Annotated in this window: 14 protein-coding genes; 4 read left to right on the top strand and 10 right to left on the bottom strand. The window is 65.3% G+C overall.

Annotated elements, in window-relative coordinates:
- Position 1: 1 nt before the first annotated feature.
- A complete protein-coding gene (locus tag NJ69_RS13050; RefSeq protein ID WP_039579648.1) occupies positions 2–925 on the bottom strand; it encodes an AraC family transcriptional regulator in 924 nt (307 codons plus the stop codon).
- Between the two features lie 203 nt (positions 926–1,128).
- On the opposite strand from NJ69_RS13050, the gene NJ69_RS13045 reads away from it, so the two are divergent.
- On the top strand, positions 1,129–1,422 hold the full coding sequence (locus tag NJ69_RS13045; RefSeq protein ID WP_029615039.1) for a putative quinol monooxygenase: 294 nt from the start codon (positions 1,129–1,131) through the stop codon (positions 1,420–1,422).
- Between the two features lie 61 nt (positions 1,423–1,483).
- Positions 1,484–1,717 carry a hypothetical protein gene (locus NJ69_RS13040; protein ID WP_039579645.1) on the top strand — a complete coding sequence of 78 codons (234 nt, stop codon included), beginning with the start codon at positions 1,484–1,486 and terminating at the stop codon, positions 1,715–1,717.
- On the opposite strand, the gene NJ69_RS13035 is transcribed toward NJ69_RS13040, so the two are convergent.
- The 5 genes from NJ69_RS13035 to bglX all read right to left on the bottom strand — a co-directional run bounded on the left by NJ69_RS13035 (position 1,718) and on the right by bglX (position 9,455).
- Positions 1,718–2,323 (bottom strand): flavin reductase family protein, encoded by a 606-nt coding sequence (locus NJ69_RS13035; RefSeq protein ID WP_029615038.1) that lies wholly within the window; start codon positions 2,321–2,323, stop codon positions 1,718–1,720.
- Positions 2,324–2,452: 129 nt separating this feature from the next.
- Positions 2,453–3,772 (bottom strand): MFS transporter, encoded by a 1,320-nt coding sequence (locus NJ69_RS13030; protein ID WP_039579642.1) that lies wholly within the window; start codon positions 3,770–3,772, stop codon positions 2,453–2,455.
- Positions 3,773–3,994: 222 nt separating this feature from the next.
- The gene (locus NJ69_RS13025) at positions 3,995–5,329 is read right to left on the bottom strand and encodes a sigma-54-dependent transcriptional regulator (protein WP_039579638.1); all 1,335 of its coding nucleotides are present in this window, start codon (positions 5,327–5,329) and stop codon (positions 3,995–3,997) included.
- The gene (locus NJ69_RS13020; protein ID WP_039579636.1) at positions 5,323–7,083 is read right to left on the bottom strand and encodes a sensor histidine kinase; all 1,761 of its coding nucleotides are present in this window, start codon (positions 7,081–7,083) and stop codon (positions 5,323–5,325) included. Before NJ69_RS13020 ends, NJ69_RS13025 begins: the two co-directional genes overlap by 7 nt.
- Positions 7,084–7,163: 80 nt before the next feature.
- Positions 7,164–9,455: a beta-glucosidase BglX gene (gene bglX / locus NJ69_RS13015; RefSeq protein WP_039583253.1), complete on the bottom strand. Its 2,292-nt coding sequence runs from the start codon at positions 9,453–9,455 to the stop codon at positions 7,164–7,166.
- Positions 9,456–9,640: 185 nt separating this feature from the next.
- On the opposite strand from bglX, the gene NJ69_RS13010 reads away from it, so the two are divergent.
- Together NJ69_RS13010 and NJ69_RS13005 are read left to right on the top strand one after the other, a co-directional pair.
- A complete protein-coding gene (locus NJ69_RS13010; protein ID WP_029615033.1) occupies positions 9,641–10,258 on the top strand; it encodes a TPM domain-containing protein in 618 nt (205 codons plus the stop codon).
- Positions 10,259–10,326: 68 nt separating this feature from the next.
- Positions 10,327–11,535, top strand: coding sequence for a class I SAM-dependent methyltransferase (locus NJ69_RS13005; protein ID WP_039579635.1), 1,209 nt, complete (start codon positions 10,327–10,329; stop codon positions 11,533–11,535).
- Between the two features lie 12 nt (positions 11,536–11,547).
- On the opposite strand, the gene NJ69_RS13000 is transcribed toward NJ69_RS13005, so the two are convergent.
- The 4 genes from NJ69_RS13000 to NJ69_RS12985 form a co-directional block, all read right to left on the bottom strand.
- Positions 11,548–14,115 carry a TonB-dependent receptor gene (locus tag NJ69_RS13000; RefSeq protein ID WP_039583252.1) on the bottom strand — a complete coding sequence of 856 codons (2,568 nt, stop codon included), beginning with the start codon at positions 14,113–14,115 and terminating at the stop codon, positions 11,548–11,550.
- A 114-nt stretch (positions 14,116–14,229) separates the two neighbouring features.
- A complete protein-coding gene (locus NJ69_RS12995) occupies positions 14,230–15,183 on the bottom strand; it encodes a FecR family protein (protein WP_039579633.1) in 954 nt (317 codons plus the stop codon).
- A complete protein-coding gene (locus tag NJ69_RS12990; RefSeq protein WP_029614926.1) occupies positions 15,183–15,707 on the bottom strand; it encodes an RNA polymerase sigma factor in 525 nt (174 codons plus the stop codon). The genes NJ69_RS12995 and NJ69_RS12990 overlap by 1 nt, the downstream gene beginning before the upstream one ends.
- 84 nt (positions 15,708–15,791) lie before the next feature.
- On the bottom strand, positions 15,792–16,811 hold the full coding sequence (locus NJ69_RS12985; protein WP_039579631.1) for a DUF4917 family protein: 1,020 nt from the start codon (positions 16,809–16,811) through the stop codon (positions 15,792–15,794).
- Positions 16,812–16,823 lie beyond the last annotated feature (12 nt).

Here is a 16,823-nt window from a genome sequence, read left to right as displayed (position 1 = left end):
GCTAGCTGGCACCCGAGCGCAAGCGCGCCATGTCGCGGATCGGCGGTGCGCCGTAGAGCCGGCTGTACTCACGGCTGAACTGCGAAGGGCTTTCATAGCCCACTCGGTAACCTGCCACCGCGGCCTCCAGGCCATCGTTGATCATCAGCCGCCGCGCCTCCTGCAGGCGCAGTTGCTTTTGATACTGCAGCGGGCTCATGGAGGTCACGGCCTTGAACCGATGGTGCAAGGTCGAGGTACTCAGGTTCACTTCCCGGGCCAACTCCTCGATGCGCAGCGGTAAGTGAAAATGCTGGTTGAGCCAGGTGATCGCCTGGCTCACCCGGTGCGTCTGGCTGTTGGCCAGGGCGATTTCGTACAGCCGATGCCCCTGCGGGCCGCGCAGCAGACGATAAAGGATCTCGCGGCGAAACAACGGTGCAAGCATCGGGATATCACGCGGGGTATCGAGCAGGCGCACCAAGCGCAGCAGGGCATCGAGCAGCGACGGGTCGGTGCGCTCCACGTACAGCCCGAGCCCGGACTGCACGTTGGGCACCAGCATCGGGCCGCTTTCGGCGATCAACTGACTGATCTCGGCGGCGTCCAGGTCAATGCGCAGGCCCAGCACCGGCTGTTGCGGGCTGGCGTCCAGGCGCACCCGACTGATCGGCATGGCCACCGACACCACCATGTAGTGCAGGGGGTCGTAGGCATACTGCTGATCACCCAGGAACAGGCTCTTGCTGCCCTGGGCCATCACGCACAGCGCGGGCAGCGCCAGTCCGGGCTTGGAGCGGATGTTGTCGGTGTAGCGTGACAGGTACAACTGCTCGATGGCCGAGGGCGGTCCATGAGGGTCGCCGGCGTGCCGCAGGATCAGGTCAGCGAGTTCCTGACGCTGGCGCTCCAGGGTCGGATCGAGGGCGGCGAGGGCTGTGGTCATGGTCGAATTCCTTCAGGGACGGGGCCAGCATAGGTTTGGGCAACGCCAAGCGCTAGCCGGATACTGCCGGTCGATTGCCTGATCCTGCACGCTGACAGGATCAGGCAATCGACCGGCAGTTTTGGCCTAACGCCCCGCATCGGGCGGATCCTAATCTTGGCAGCCTGGCTTTCCCGTCTCGCCGGCTTTCAAGGAGATCGATCATGACCCTGCAGCAACCGGTCACCCACTTGGCTTTCATCCGTGCCAGCCGCGGCCGCTCGGCAGAACTCGGCATGCGCCTGCGCGATCTGCTCGAGCCTTCGCAGCGCAGCCCCGGCTGCCTGGCCTTCAGCGTACAGCGCTCGCAGGCCGATGCCGACCTCTGGCTGCTCACCGGCAGTTGGCAGGACCAGCAGGCCATGAGTCGCTACTTCGCCTCGCCCACACTCACGCTGTTCGGCGACCTGGTGCAGGAGCGGGTGGTGGCAAGCATGGACCTGCACACCTTCGACTGACCGCATCGGTCCTCCGCTTGCAGTAGAATCGCGCCCTTCGATCGACTGCTGGAGGGCAGTAATGGCACGCAGAGAGTTCCCAGGTTTCGAAGCCGTTTCGGCGATGGTTCCAGCCGAGGGCGGTGGCTATCACCCGGCAATCGCGGTGAAAGCCCTGAACGGCGGCGGTGCACCGCGTTTTCACAAGATCCTCGAGGGCCAGGTACTGGCCTCGGCAGTGGCGACCGATGCGGCCGCCAGCGCTGAACTGGAGCGCCTGCAGGGCGTCGATGACGCGGGTGAACTGATCTGGTGATCAGGCCTGTGGGCGACGCATCTGGAACAGCTTGCCCAGTTCGAAGTAGTCCGCCGGGCCGCCGCCACGCAGGATAGGCTCGGCGGCAGCGGTGTCATAGAGACCGTCCTTGAGCAGGTGCTCGGCGATGTGCACGGCGACCACTTCGCCCAGGATCAACCAACTGGGCACCAGCGCCTGATCGGCGCGCTTGAGCTGCACGATCTGCGTGACCTTGCACTCGAAGTTCACCGGGCTTTCGCCCACACGCGGCACGCTCACCACCTTCGAGGCGGCGGGCGTCAGGCCGCTCAGGTCGAACTCATCGACATCGGCCGCGACCGCCGCACAGCTCTGGTTCATCTGCTCGGCCAAAGGGCGGGTGGCCAGGTTCCAGACGAACTCGCCGGTCTGTTCGATGTTGTTCAGGCTGTCTTTGCGACCGACGCTGCAGAAGCCGATGATCGGTGGGATGTAGTTGAAGGCATTGAAGAAACTGTAAGGCGCCAGGTTCAGGCGGCCGTCGCGATCATGGGAGGAGATCCAGCCGATGGGGCGGGGACCGACGATGGCGTTGAAGGGGTCATGGGGCAGGCCGTGGCCTAGGGCGGGTTCGTAGTAGTACATCGGTACAGGGCCGCGGCCCTTCCTCTGGGATGAACGAAGCGCCTAGTGTGCCAAGCCTTGGCTGGGGTGGGAATGGTCTGAAACGCAGGCCGGAATCGCGAATGCGACCCCGGCCCCGAACACTGTCACTCAGTCAGTGGTGATGCGCGAGTGCTGCTTGGTGTCCTTCATGGTCGCGTAGACCAGCAGCGAGCACGCGATGCAGCCGGTGACGTACCAGTAGAAGCCGGTCTCCATGCCGATGCTCTTGAACCACAGCGCCACGTACTCGGCCGTGCCGCCGAAGATCGACACGGTCAGTGCATACGGCAGGCCCACGCCCAGGGCGCGAATCTCGGTGGGGAACAGCTCGGCCTTGACCACCGCGTTGATCGAGGTATAGCCGCTGACGATGATCAGTGCCGCCATGATCAGGAAAAACGCGCCCCACCAGCTCTGGATGGTGTGCAGGGTGCTGAGGATCGGCACGGTGAACAGCGTACCGAGCACGCCGAAGGCGATCAGGATCGGACGTCGACCGATCTTGTCGGACAACCCGCCGATGATCGGTTGCAGGCACATGAACAGGAACAGCGTCGCGGCCGAGATGGTGGTCGAGTCGCTGATGCTCATGCCGACCGTGTTGACCAGGTACTTCTGCATGTAGGTGGTGTAGGTGTAGAAGGCCAGGGTGCCGCCCATGGTCAGGCCGACCACGGTCAGCAGTTCCTTGGGATGGCGCATCAGGGTGCGCATCAGGCTTTCCTTGGATTTCTCCTTCTTGGTGAAGGAGGCGGTCTCTTCCATGCCGCGGCGCAGGTACAGCGCCACCACTGCACACAGCGCGCCGATCACGAACGGTACGCGCCAGCCCCAGGCGTACAGCTGCTCGGTGGTCAGGGTGTTCTGCAGGATGATCAGCACCGCCAGGGCGATCAGCTGGCCGGAAATCAAGGTCACGTACTGGAAGCTGGAGAAGAAGCCGCGACGCTCCTTGCTGGCCATCTCGCTGAGGTAGGTGGCGGAAGTGCCGTATTCGCCGCCGACCGACAACCCCTGCATCAGGCGCGCGATGACCAGCAGCACGGGCGCTGCGACGCCGATGGTTTCATAGCCCGGAGTCAAGGCAATGACCAGCGAGCCGGCGCACATCAGCAGGACCGAGGCCATCAGCGCCGCCTTGCGGCCCTTGCGGTCGGCGTACAGGCCCATCAGCCAACCGCCGATCGGACGCATGAGGAAGCCCACGGCGAAGATGGCGGCGGTATTGAGCAATTGTGCGGTGGTGTCGCCAGCCGGGAAGAAGGCCTTGGCGAAGTACAGCGAGAAGGCGGCGTAGACGTACCAGTCGTACCATTCGACCATGTTGCCGATCGATCCGCTGAAGATCGATTTCAGTCGACTGGCAGTGGTCTTTTCGGCAGCGGGCGCAGTGGCCGCCCCAGTGGGCAGGGTGGTGGCGTTATCCATCAGGGGATACCTTTTTCGTTGTTTTTGTGAGACGCGCAGGGTCGCGCTTGAAAAAGGGATTGCAGAAGCTGTGCCAAATAGGAGCACGCTGCGCCGTTTCAGGGCGCTAAGCCTCGTGGCTGAGGCCTTGGCAGGATTTCCCGCTGCACCTCTACATGGCACGCATGGACCGTGATGAGCGGATTTCCGCTTATCTAAGCGCGGTCGTGGGCAATAATCCGCTCATTGAGGATCGAGAAAATCCTCACGGGTCAGGCCATGACGCTGCATTTTCTCGTTGAGCGTGCGTCGCGGTAGCTGCAATGCTTCCATCACCGCCTTGATTTCCCCCCCATGCTGACGCAACGCCGCGCGCAGGCACTGTGCCTCGAAGGCCTCCATTTGCTCGCTGAGCGAGTGCGCGCCCGGCGCAGGTTCGACCGGTGTCGAGTCCAGACCCAGGGCATGGCGTTCGGCGGCATTGGCCAGTTCCCGCACGTTGCCCGGCCATTCGCGCGCCAGCAACTGCGCCAGCATCGCGCCAGACAGCGGCGGGGCACTGCGGCCCAGACGCTCGGCGGCGGTGCGCACGAAGTGCTCGAACAGCAGGGGGATGTCCTCGCGCCGTTCGCGCAAGGGCGCCAGCCGCAGCTCGGCGACGTTCAGGCGATAGGCCAGGTCTTCGCGAAAGCGCCCGGCGCGGGCCTCTTCGAGCAGATCGGGTTTGGTCGCGGCAATGATCCGCAGGTCGACGCGGATGCTCTGATTGCCACCCAGGCGTTCCAGTGTGTGCTCCTGAATCACCCGCAGCAGCTTGGCCTGCTGGGCCAGCGGCATGCTTTCGATTTCATCGAGAAACAGCGTGCCGCCATTGGCATATTCCAGCTTGCCGATGCGCTTGCCCTGGGCGCCGGTGAACGCACCGCTCTCGTGGCCGAACAGTTCGGCTTCGAACAGCGCTTCGGGGATGGCGGCGCAGTTCAGTGCCACGAAGGGCTTTTCTGCCCGTGGACCGAAGTCATGCAGGCAGCGCGCCACGCGTTCCTTGCCACTGCCGGTGTCGCCGCGAATCAGCACGTTGACCGGCAGCGCGGCCAACTCCAGCACCTGGCGGCGCAACTGCTGCAAGCCTTGCGACATGCCGAGCAAGGTGCCTTGCAGGCGTTCCTTCAAATCGGCCTGGTGGTGCAATGCGCGGTTGGCCAGCACCAATTGGCGTTTCTCCAGCGCCCGGCGCAAGCTGCCCAGCAGGTGCTGCGGTGTGAAGGGCTTTTCCAGGAAGTCGTAGGCGCCGTTGCGCATGGCGTCCACCGCCATGGGCACGTCGCCGTGGCCGGTGAGCAGGATCACCGGCAGTTCGGCGTCCAGTGCGTGCAAGCGTTCGAGCAACTGCAGGCCATCCATGCCCGGCATGCGCACATCGCTGATGACCACCCCGGGAAAGTGAGGGGGCAGTTGCGCCAGGCACTCTTCGGCTCGGGCGAACAGTTGCACGCTGAAGCCGGACAAGCTCAGCCACTGCTCGACCGCCGTGCGGATGCTCGCTTCGTCGTCGACGACGATCACTGAATTCAACATGCAGGCTCCAGGTCGCGGGGCAGGGTCAGGGTGAAGCGGGCGCCGCCAGGCAGATTGTCGACCTGCAACTGACCGCCCGCCTCATGGACGATGCCATAGGAAATCGCCAGGCCCAAGCCCAGGCCTTCGCCCACGGGCTTGGTGGTGAAGAACGGGTCGAAAACCTTGGCTAGATCGGCCTGGGCGATGCCGCCGCCGGAGTCGAGCACGCTCAGGCGCCACTGCCCGTCGCCGGCTTCGATGCGGATTTCCAGGCGCTTGTAAGGCTTGTCGAGCATGGCGTCGAGGGCGTTGCGCAGCAGGTTGATCAACACCTGCTCCAGACGGATTGCATCGCCGCGCACCCAGGCCGGGCGCGCCAGATACAGCGCCACCTCGACCTGCTCGCTGCGTAGACGCGTGTCCATGAGTTCCAGCGCCTGGTCGACCACTCCGGCCAGGTCCAGCCGTTCGCGCAGCCCGCCGGGGCTGTTGCGGGCGAAGGTCTTCAAGTGGCCGGTGAGCGCGGCCATGCGCGTGAGCATGTGTTCCAGCGGCTCCAGTGCCTGGCGCGCCTGTTCGATGCGACCGTGGTCGAGCAGCAGGCGCAGGGTCTCCAGTTGCATGCGCTGGGTGGTCAGTGGCTGGTTGATTTCATGGGCCAGGGCCGCCGACATCTGCCCCAGCGCGGCCAGTTTGGCCGACTGCACCAGACCTTCCTGGGCGGTGCGCAGCTCGCGGGTGCGGGCTTCCACCAGACGCGTCAGCTCCTCGCGGCTGCGTTGGCGCAGGCGGGCGATGCGCAGGCGCTGGCTGACGAACAGCACGGCAAAGGCCAGGCTCAACCACACCGCCGCGCCGAGCAAGGCGGCGTTGCGGGCGTCCTCGCTCACCTGGGGCTTGCGCAGCAGGTGCAGGGTCCAGCCCTCGGTGGTCAGCGGCAGGCTTTCCCAGAGGTAGTCGGCGCTGCCCTCCGGCCCCTTCACCCGGCGCAGCGTGCTGCGCTCGTCGAAGCGGCTGAGCAACTGATGCTGCAGCGGTATCAGCGGTTGCTTGTCGTACTGGCGGGTCTGGGCCAGTTCGGCGCGGTCGTCGTCGCTCAACGGCAGCAGCTCGCGGTAGCGCCAGCCATTCTGGTTAGCGATGAAGGTGATCCCGCGCGCGTCGCTGACCAGCAGCACGTCGTCATTGCCTTGCCGCCATTCGCGTTCCAGCTCGGGAAATTCGAGCTTGACCACCATCGCGCCGAGGAAGCGCCCCTGTTCGTCGGTCACGGCGTTGGAGAGGAAGTAGCCGGGCACGCCACTGGTCACGCCGACGGCATAGAAGCTGCCGCGCCCCTGCACGCGGGTCTGCTTGAAGTAAGGGCGAAAGCCGTAGTTGGAGCCGACGTAGGTGGTCGGCAGGCGCCAGTTGCTGGCGGCCACCGCCAGTCCGGTATGGTCCAGCAGCTCCAGGGTGGAGGAATTGGCCGCGCCGTTGATGCGTTCGAGCTTGTGGTTGAGCACGCGCTGCAGGGATTCGCCGACCGGGCCGCGCAGCGCGTCGATCAACTGCGGGTCGAGCGCCAGCACTGCGGGCAGGGCGCGGTAGCGTTCGATCAGCGTGTGCAGGCCATTGGCGTAGAGCGTCAATTGTTCGCTGGCCCGTCGTGCATCGGCCTGCATCGCCTGGCGCTTGGCGTGCTGCATGGCCCAACTGGCGCTCAGGGCGGTGCCGATCAGGATCAGCAGGATGATCAGGCCCAGACGTAGGGCGCGCAGGGGTGAGGGCATGGGCGGATCCTGGCGAGGCTGTTGGCCGTGTCGAACCTAGGCCGCTCCTGCAGATCCCTTGCAGGAGCGGTACCTGCGCGCTACAGCAGCTCGAAGCTCTGCTGCTGCACCGCTTGCGAGTCCAGTCCCACCTGGACGTTGAACTGTCCCGGCTCGGCGACATGCTGCAACTGGCCGTTGTAGAACTTCAGGTCGTCCTCGCTGATGGCGAAGGTCAGGGTGCGCGCTTCGCCGGCCTTGAGCAGCACCTTCTGGAAGTGCTTCAACTCCTTGACTGGGCGGCTCATGGACGCGCTGACGTCCTGGACATAGAGCTGCACCACGGTCTCGCCGTCGAACGTGCCGGTGTTCTTCACCGTCACCTCCGCCTGCAGGGTGTCGCCGCGCTTGAGGGCCGTCTTGGACAGGGCCAGGTCCGACAGCTCGAACTGGCTGTAGCTCAAACCGTAGCCGAACGGATACAGCGGCCCGTTGGGCTCCTCGAAATACTGCGAGGTGTAGTTGCCGGGTTTACCCGGGGTGTAGGGGCGACCGATGCTCAGGTGGTTGTAGTACATCGGGATCTGCCCGACCGAGCGCGGGAAGGTGATCGCCAGCTTGCCCGACGGGTTGTAGTCGCCGAACAGCACATCGGCGATCGCATTGCCGCCCTCGGTGCCGCTGAACCAGGTCTCCAGGATGGCGTCGGCCTGCTCGCGCTCCCAGGCGATGGACAGCGGACGGCCGTTCATCAGCACCAGCACCAGCGGCTTGCCGGTGGCTTTCAGGGCCTTGATCAGCTCGCGCTGCACGGCCGGGATTTCCAGGGTGGTGCGGCTGGAGGACTCGTGGGACATGCCACGCGACTCGCCGACCACGGCCACCACGACATCGGACTGACGCGCGGCTTTGACCGCTTCGTCGATCAGCACGGCGGCCGGACGCGGGTCGTCGACGATTTCCGGGGCGGCGAAGTTGAGGAAGTTCAGGTAGTCGACGATGGCCTTGTCGCCGCTGATGTTCGAACCGCGGGCATACACCAGCTTGGCCTTGCCCTCGGTGGCACGGCGCAGGCCTTCGCGCACGGTCACCGAGTGTTCGGGCCGGCCGTCGGCGGCCCAACTGCCCATCATGTCGATGGGGGCGTCGGCCAGCGGGCCGACCAGGGCGATGGTGCCCGCCTTCTTCAGCGGCAGGGTCTGATCGCGGTTCTCCAGCAGCACCAGGCTGCGTCGAGCCACGTCGCGGGCGGCCTCGCGGTGCAGACGGTCTTCGCCGTAGTAGTCCTTGAGGTCGGTGTCGGGTTTGCCGATGCGCACGTAGGGATCCTTGAACAGACCCATGTCGTACTTGGCGCCGAGCACCTCGCGCACGGCCTGGTCGAGCTCGGCCTGGGTGACTTCGCCGGACTTCAACAGACCCGGCAATTCCTGGCCGTAGAGCGTGTCGTTCATGCTCATGTCGATGCCGGCCTTGATCGCCAGCTTGGCCGCCTCTCGGCCGTCACGGGCCACGCCGTGGCGGATCAATTCCTGGATCGCGCCATGGTCGCTGATGGTCACGCCCTTGAAGCCCCACTGCTTGCGCAGCAGGTCGTTCATCAGCCAAGTGTCGGCAGTGGCCGGCACGCCGTTGATCGAGTTCAGCGCCACCATCACCCCGCCTGCACCGGCGTCGAGGCTGGCGCGGTACGGCGGCAGGTAGTCGTTGTACATTTTCGGCAGGCTCATATCGACCGTGTTGTAGTCGCGCCCGCCTTCCACGGCGCCATACAGGGCGAAGTGCTTGACGATGGCCATGATGCTGTCCGGCTCGGCCGGGCTCTTGCCCTGCAGGGCGCGGACCAGGGTCTGACCGATCTTCGAGGTCAGGTAGGTGTCTTCACCGAAGCCTTCGCTGGTGCGGCCCCAGCGCGGATCGCGGGCAATGTCGACCATCGGCGCGAAGGTCATGTCCAGGGCGTCGGCCGACGCTTCGATGGCCGAGGTGCGGCCGACCTTGGCGATCGCGTCCATGTCCCAGGTCGCGGCCAGGCCCAGGCTGATCGGGAAGATCGTGCGTTCGCCGTGAAGGGTGTCGTAGGCGAAGAACATCGGGATCTTCAGCCGGCTGCGCAGCGCCGCGTCCTGCATCGGGCGGTTTTCCGGGGCGGTGCGCGAATTGAAGGTGCCGCCGATGCGCCCGGCGGCGATTTCCTCGCGGATTTTCTCGCGCGGCATTTCCGGACTGATGCTGATCAGGCGCAACTGGCCGATTTTTTCTTCGACGCTCATCTGACCGATCAGGTGGTCGATGAAGGCCGCCTTGTCTTCCAGGGGCGGGGCGGAGGGGGCGGCCAGGGCCACGTGACTGACCAGGCCCATGGCCAGGCCCAGCAACGGCAATTTGATCATCAATTCCATCATCCATCGATTCGCTCGCCGCTGTGGCTTCGCGGCGACTGTTGTTGTGGTGCGCTGGCCGTACTGCGCCCTGCGGCTGCGGCGGATTATGCCCTATAAGCGCGTGCCGATGAGATACACTGCCGGCGTCCCGTCGCCGGGACCACGACAATAAGAACGAGCGAGTACCTCCGGGCATGATCCCCATCGACGAATATCAACGCCGCCAGGTGGCCGAAGCCATCGCCCGCGCCGAACAGCGCACCGATGCCGAACTGGTGGCCGTGCTGGCCCGCCGCGCCGACGACTATCCTTACCTGCCCCTGCTGTGGGCCGCGCTGTTGGCCGTATTGCTGCCGGCGCTGCTGCAGTGGTTGCTTGGCTGGCCGGGCCTGCGCGGCTTGCTGGTGACCCAAGTGCTGCTGTTCGTCGCCTTCTGCCTGTTGCTGCGCACGCCGTGGCTGGCCGCCCGCCTGGCACCGCGCCTGCTGCGCCGCCGCCGCGCCGCCGCTTTCGCCCAGCAGCAGTTTCACGAGCAGCACCTGCAGCGCACCGCCGGCACCAGTGGCGTGCTGATCTTCGTCTGCGAGGCCGAGCGCTTCGTCACCATCCTCACCGATCAAGGCACCGCCCGACACCTTGACGATGCCGCCCGTGCGGCACTGGTGGCGCGGTTGAGCGAGCGGGTGAACCAAGGCAGCACCCTGCAAGGTTTCGTCGAGTGCATCGATGCTTGTGGCGAACTGCTGGGGCGCACGCTGCCTTCGATCGGGCGGCGCAATCAACTGACCAATCAACTGGTGGTCCTGGACTGAGCCTCGGGCGCCGGCCGGTAAACCCTGTAGAATGCCGGCCATCACGCATTTTCGAGGCTGCTCCTTTCATGTCTTCCGCCACACCTGCGCCGGACGCCCGCGACCAATTTCTCAGCCTGCTGAGCGACGCCCTGCACCGCCAGCACCTGCTCAAACTGGTGCTGGCGCGCCCCGTCGGGGCCGACGGCAGCCTGCAGCGCATCATTGCCAAACCGGTGCAGCTCAAGGGCCAGGCCTGCCTGTCGCTGGTGTATCGCCATCAGACCCGCGACATCACCCGCAACCTGCCCGTGGACGCGGCGCTGACGCTGGTGGCCGAGCTGCTGCCCGAGCAGTTTCGCAATGCTCACCTGTTCACCGCCGAGGGCGAAGTGCAACTGGGCTTCAGCAAGAAAGGCAAGGCGCTACTGCAGCGCCACGCTGCCCAGGCGCCGAGCCAGCAGGCCAGCAGCGGCCACGACCGGGAGAAGAAACGTTACCTGGAGCTGTCGCGGCCGTTCCTGCGCGACCTGGGCGTGACCGACGGGCAAGGCGCCCTGATTCCGTCGATGTCGCGCAAGTGGAAGCAGATCAACAAGTTCATCGAAGTCTTCGACCATGCCCTGGCCAGTGCGCCGCTGACCCAGACGCAACCGCTGCGGGTGGCCGACTTCGGGTCGGGCAAGGGCTACCTGACCTTCGCCATGCACGACTACCTGTGCCACACCCTGGGCCGCGAAGCGCAGGTGACCGGCGTGGAACTGCGTGCGGACATGGTCGAACTGTGTAACGCCGCCGCGGCGCGTCTGCAGCATCCGGGCCTGGTATTCCAGTGCGGCGACGTGCGCAGCGTGGTGCCCGAGGCCATCGAGGTGATGATCGCCCTGCATGCCTGCGACATCGCCACTGACTACGCCATCCACACCGGCATCCGCTGCGGCGCGTCGATCATCATGTGCTCACCGTGCTGCCACAAGCAGATCCGCCCGCAGTTGCACAGCCCGGGTTTGCTGCAACCGATGCTGCAGTACGGCCTGCACCTGGGCCAGCAAGCCGAGATGCTCACCGATAGCCTGCGTGCGCTGTACCTGGAGGCCTGCGGCTACGAGACCAAGGTGTTCGAGTTCATCTCCCTGGAGCACACCAACAAGAACAAGATGATCCTGGCGGTCAAGCGCCGCCAGGCCGGCGATAACGCAACGCTGCTGGAGAAGATCGCCCAGCTCAAGGCGTTCTACGGCGTACAGGAGCACTGCCTGGAAACCCTGCTGCGTGCCGACGGCCTGATCCCCGGCTGAGCGTATCGTCACTCAGAAGAACCGCGTCACGCTGACCTTGGCATTGCGCCCCTGCATCAGCGCATTCTCCCCTGACAGCTCAGGCCGGGCCGACTCGTTGAACAGGTTGTCCACCGTGAGGTTCACCTCGGTGCCCTTGAGGTAGGCCTGCTGCGGTTTCCAGTTGGCGAACAGACCGTGGATCTGATAGCGGTCATTGGCGTACTGGTCGTAGTAGCGGTCGCCCAGCACACTGCCGGGTCCGCTGTAGTAGCGGTCGCTGGGCAGGCGGTCGGTCTTGCGCACGAACTGCGCGGTCCAGCCGACCCGTGCGTCCCAGGCCGGAATTTTCACGCCCAGGGTGGTGATCCACTTGGGCGCAGGGATGTCCTTGGCCCACACGTCCGGTCCCCAGGGGTTGGTGTAGGCGCCCTGGTGCCGACCCGTGATCCAGGAAAACGACGCCGAGCCGAACAGGTAGGTGGAGTCGTAGAAACTCTCGATCTCGAAGCCCTTGATCACCACATCGCCGATGTTGCGGTAGTTGGACATCAGGCCGCCGCCGCAGGTGTTGGCGATGGAGCCGCCCGTGAGCAACTGCTGTGGGCAGCCGATGCCGGTGGCTTTGAAGATTTCGTCCTCGATATGGTTGCGAAACAGGGTGGTGCGCACCTGGGCGCTGTCGTTGGCCGACAGCAGGTTGTCGAAGTCGAACACGCTGCCCACGCGCAATGCGGTGATGCGTTCAGGATAGAGGTCGCGGCTGGTGGCGGTCCGGCTGCCGCTGCCCTGCACCTCGTACTGCTCGTCGAGCACCGGCGCGCGCCAGGTCTTGCTGTAGTCGGCGAACAGTGCGGCATTGGGCGTCACCTTCCAGAACAGTGCCAGGCGCGGCGACCAGCCGCGGTAGGTCTTGGCGCTGTAGTCGTGGCCGGCGGCGGGGTTGTCGTACAGCGGCGCATCGTTGGGCTTGCCGTCGTTGGTCACCTGGTCGTAGCGCAGCGATGGGGTGAGGGTGACATCGCCCAGGGTGATGGCGTCTTGCAGGTAATAGCCCTGGCTGCGCACCGTGCCGCTGGGCATGAAGTAGGGCTGATAGTGGCCGTAGTTGTAGCGTGCAGTTTCGTAGAGGCTGCCAGGCATCCACATCTGCGTGTCGCGGTTGTGCCGGCGGATCTGCGCGCCAACCGTCAGCGCGTGCTCCAGCGCTGCCGTCTCGAACAGGCTGGTGTTGGTGACCGCAAGCATGCGGTCGCGGTACTCGGTATCCATCTTGCGCCCGCCGGTGGCCGGCTGGAAGAACGCGGTCGCAGGTCGCTCGTCGGTCTGCTGAGTGTCGGAGTCGGAGTATTTGACCTCCAGATCGACCCAACGGTTATCCAACGGCTGATACGTGTAGGTGCTCGACCAGGTGGTGTCGGTGGTGGTGCGGTTGGCCAGGAAGCGGGTCAGTGCGGCGGCGTAGCCGTAGCGGCTGATATTGGCGGCGCTCGGCGGTGTCGGATAGGCCGTGGAGGAGAACGGCGCCCAGCGTTCGCTCTGCGAACGCGACCAGGAAAAGCCCAGGCTGTGTTCGTCGCTCAAGTGCAGGTTGCCCTTGAACAGTGCGCCTTCCAGGTCCAGCGCGCTGTTGGGCAGGCGGGTAGGATTGATCGGGTAAGCGCCGTCGGGATCGGGCAGGTTGCTGGCCAGCTTCATGTCGCCGCCGTCACGCTTGGTCAGGTAGGCCAGGCCGTCGATACGGCCGTCGTCGCTGCGCCCGAACAGCGCGGAGCTGTACACCTGTTGGTGATCGTTGCTGGCATAGCCGTACTTGAGCATGGCACCGCTGTTGCGGCCGTCCTGAAGTAGATCGCCGGCATCCTTGGTGGTCATGTTGACGCTGCCGCCAAAGCCACCGTTGCCGGTCTTGACCGAGTGCGGACCTTTCTCCACCTCGATGTGCTTGATCAGCTCGGGTTCGATGAATACGGTGCCTTGCTGGTAGCGCTCGAAGCCGCTCTTGGTCGCGCCATCGACGGTCATCGGCACGTCTTCGGCATCGCCCAGGCCCCAGATATTGATGGTCTGACCGCCCGGCTTGGCCGAGCCGCCCATGTTCACGCCGGGCAGGGTGGCGATCACGCTGGGGATGTTGCTGGGCTGGTAGCGATCGATCTGCTCCTGGTCCAGGGTCGAACGCCCGACGTTCTGCGGGCCGATCTGCTGTCCGTCGCCGACGATGCTCAGGGCGCCGAGCTGAATGCTGTTATCCGCCTGTGCGGCTTCGCCAGGTGCGACAGGCTCGTGCTGACGCACTACGAAAGTCTCGCCCACGCGCACCAGGGCGAAGCGGCTGCCGGCCAGCAAGCGGGCGATGGCGTCCTGTGGCTCGAAGGCGCCGCGCAGGGCCGGCGCACGCGCACCGCTGAGCAGCGCTTCATCGAACAGCAACTGAACCTGCGCCTGCTGCGCCAGTTGGCTCAGCGACTGGGCCAGCGGTTGCGCTGGCAGGTCCAGTTGCACAGGCGCGGCCTGGGCGGCCAGGCTCAGGCTCAGGCACAAGGCCAGCAGGGTAGGACGGACGGGCAAGGCTTGCAGCGGACGCAACGCAGACGACATGAATTCCCCCAAACGGCAAATGGCCGGAAAAAAGCCCACCGTTCATCCGGCAGGCGGGGAAGGAGACGCGGTATTGGGAAAAATCCTCACCTGCGAATGATTAAAATTCTCAAATTAATGCGCGCGGTGCTCGATGCGCAAACGGCCATCGCCCAGGCGCACGGTTTTCACCGGTAGCAAGGCAGGCAGCGCGTTGAGCAACGCGTCGGGGTCGTGTACGTCGAGATTGCCCGAAACCTTGTAGCGAGCCAGGTTCGGATCGGCCAGCAGCACCGGCTGCTGGCGGTACAGGCTCAGTTCATCGATCAGGCTCGCCAGTTCGCGGTTCCTGAAGCTGACATGACCGTCCCGCCAGTCGGCCACGCGCTGCTCGCCCAGGTTCTGGCGCAGCAGGCTGCCACGAGACGGCTCGTAGGTGACGCGCTGGCCGGCCTCGACCAGCATGGGCGCCTGGTTCTCGCCGGAGGTTTCGAAGGCGACTTGGCCATGGGCGACACTCAGGGTCAACTCGCGTGCGCCACGGCGCAGGTCGAAGCCGGTGCCGACCACGCGCACCAACGCGCTGCCGGCATCGACGAACAGCGGCCGCTCCTTGTCTGGCGCCACGTCAATGTACAACTGGCCCTGCTCCAGCGTGATCAGCCGTCGCTGCGCGGTGAAATCCAGTTGCACACGGGTGCGGGCATTGACGTACAACTGGCTGCCGTCGGGCAAGTGCAGGCTGCGCATCGTGGTACCGGCGACCAGGGCCTGGCGTATCGGCGTGCTGCCGCTGCCCAGGTTACCCGCCAGCAGCGCGCACAGCAGCGCCGCCGCCGTGGCGATCAGTGGACGCCAACGCGGCGATCGGTACTGCACCCGCGCGACGGGGTGGTTGACCTGCTTGAGCGCGGCCATGTCTGCCCACAGTTGCTCGAACTGACGGTAGGCGCGGGCGTGCTCGGGATGGCGAATCCACTGGGCGAAGGCCTTGCGTTGCTCGCGCGTTGTCGCGTTGCGGTTACGCGTGAACCAACTGGCGGCTTGGGCGTCGAGCGGGCGTGGATCGGTCTCGTCGGTGAGGCTCATTACGGCTGCTCCCTGCCATCTTCACTGTCCAGCCGTTGCTTGCAGTGCAGCAGGGCCGCAGCGATGTGCTTTTCGACCATGCTTACGGAAATATTCATGCGTTCGGCGATCTGCGCCTGGGTCAGGCCTTCAAAGCGGTGCAGCATAAGGGCTTCTCGTCGCCGCGGCGAGAGCTCGGCGAGTACTTGGCGCAATTGTTCCAAGCGCTGACGGCGCTGGGCGTGATCGAAGGGGTCGTTGGCGCTGGTGGCGGGGTCGATGGTCGTCTCCTCCAGCACGCTCTGACGCACCTGTTGCCGGCGCCAGTGATCGCTCAGCAGGTTGCGTGCCATGCGAAACAGGAAGGCACGCGGTTGTTCGACCTTGGTCCGGTCACGGTAGCCGAGCCATTGGGCGAACACGTCCTGGGTCATGTCTGCGGCATCGCTGGCGTTGTCCATGCGCTTGCGCAGGAAATGCAGGATTTCGGCGTAGAAACTGCGGCAGGTGTCGGCGGTGGCGGGATCGGGCTTGAGGCGCTGCATGCACGCTTTCCGGGCTGGCCTGGAGAAAGGGTGCGGATCTTATCGAGAATTATTTACATTTGCTAGCCAGGCGTGGCGCCTCGTTCAGAGGCGCCGGGCGTGGGTCAGGGGCACGGGCAGGGCCAGTTCGGCGGCGCCGAGCGGATGGCTGCTGGCGTCGAAGAAGTGCAGGGCGCCATCGACCGCACCGGCCAGGCGCTCGGTGAAATGCTGCTTCTGGTTGAGGATCGAGGCGTCGTTCAAAGGGCGGATGGCGATGCACAGGTGTTTCGGCCTGGCCTGGCGAATGGCTAGCAGCAGGTGCTCGTCGCTGCTGTCCAAGTGCTGGCCGAACAGGCACAGGCCACCCTGTTCGTCCGCAAGCTGGGCCAGGCTCCAGGACAGGTAGTCCGACTGGCGGATGGCCCGCAGCTTGTGCTCGCTGCGGTCTTCATTGACGAACAGCGGCACCTCGCCGGGAATGTTCACGGCAACGCCTTCGAGCAGTTCGGCGCCGATAGCGCTGCGCTGGCGCGTGCTGCCGTCGGGCAGCTTGAGCAGGTGCAGGCCGCCATGCAGGTGCAGGACACGGGTGCCGGGGCTGGCGGTGCGGCGCACATCGAAGAAGCCTTCGTCATCGAACAGCCGGGCAAAACCCTGCGGTGCCTGTTCCATCGCCCACGGCAGGATCAGGTCGTAGTTGCTGGTGTAGACGCTGCGGTACTGACGCAGGGCCGCGTTGATCGTGGCCATTGTGGCGCTGGACAACAGCGCATGCGGCGGGTGCACGGCGCGCAGGGCGTGGATCAGCGCTTCCTTGATCGAGTAGTAGCGGTTCAGCGGCGCGGTGGAGTTGATCGCCAGGGCGGCATTGGTGCGCACCGTGGTATTGAGCATGCTCAGCACCGGCTCGAACAGCTCGGTGCCCAGCGACTTGAACAGCGCCTGGTCGCTGATCGCCAGACCGCTCTTGCGCCCGGCCTTCTGCGCGTGCTCGTACAGCGAGAAATAGCCGAACGGCTTCCACAACACGCGGCTGGCGCCGTTGCCCAGCAGCAGGGCGGTGCAGGGGTGGCGGGCATCGAGATCGGACCATTGGGCGAGCTGAGAATCGAGAGAGGGCATCGAGCATCCGTG

It is taken from the genome of Pseudomonas parafulva (assembly GCF_000800255.1).
GTDB classification, from domain to species: domain Bacteria; phylum Pseudomonadota; class Gammaproteobacteria; order Pseudomonadales; family Pseudomonadaceae; genus Aquipseudomonas; species Aquipseudomonas boreofloridensis.
Note: the sequence above shows the minus strand (reverse complement) of the source record. Positions and strands in the feature narration are given on the sequence as shown.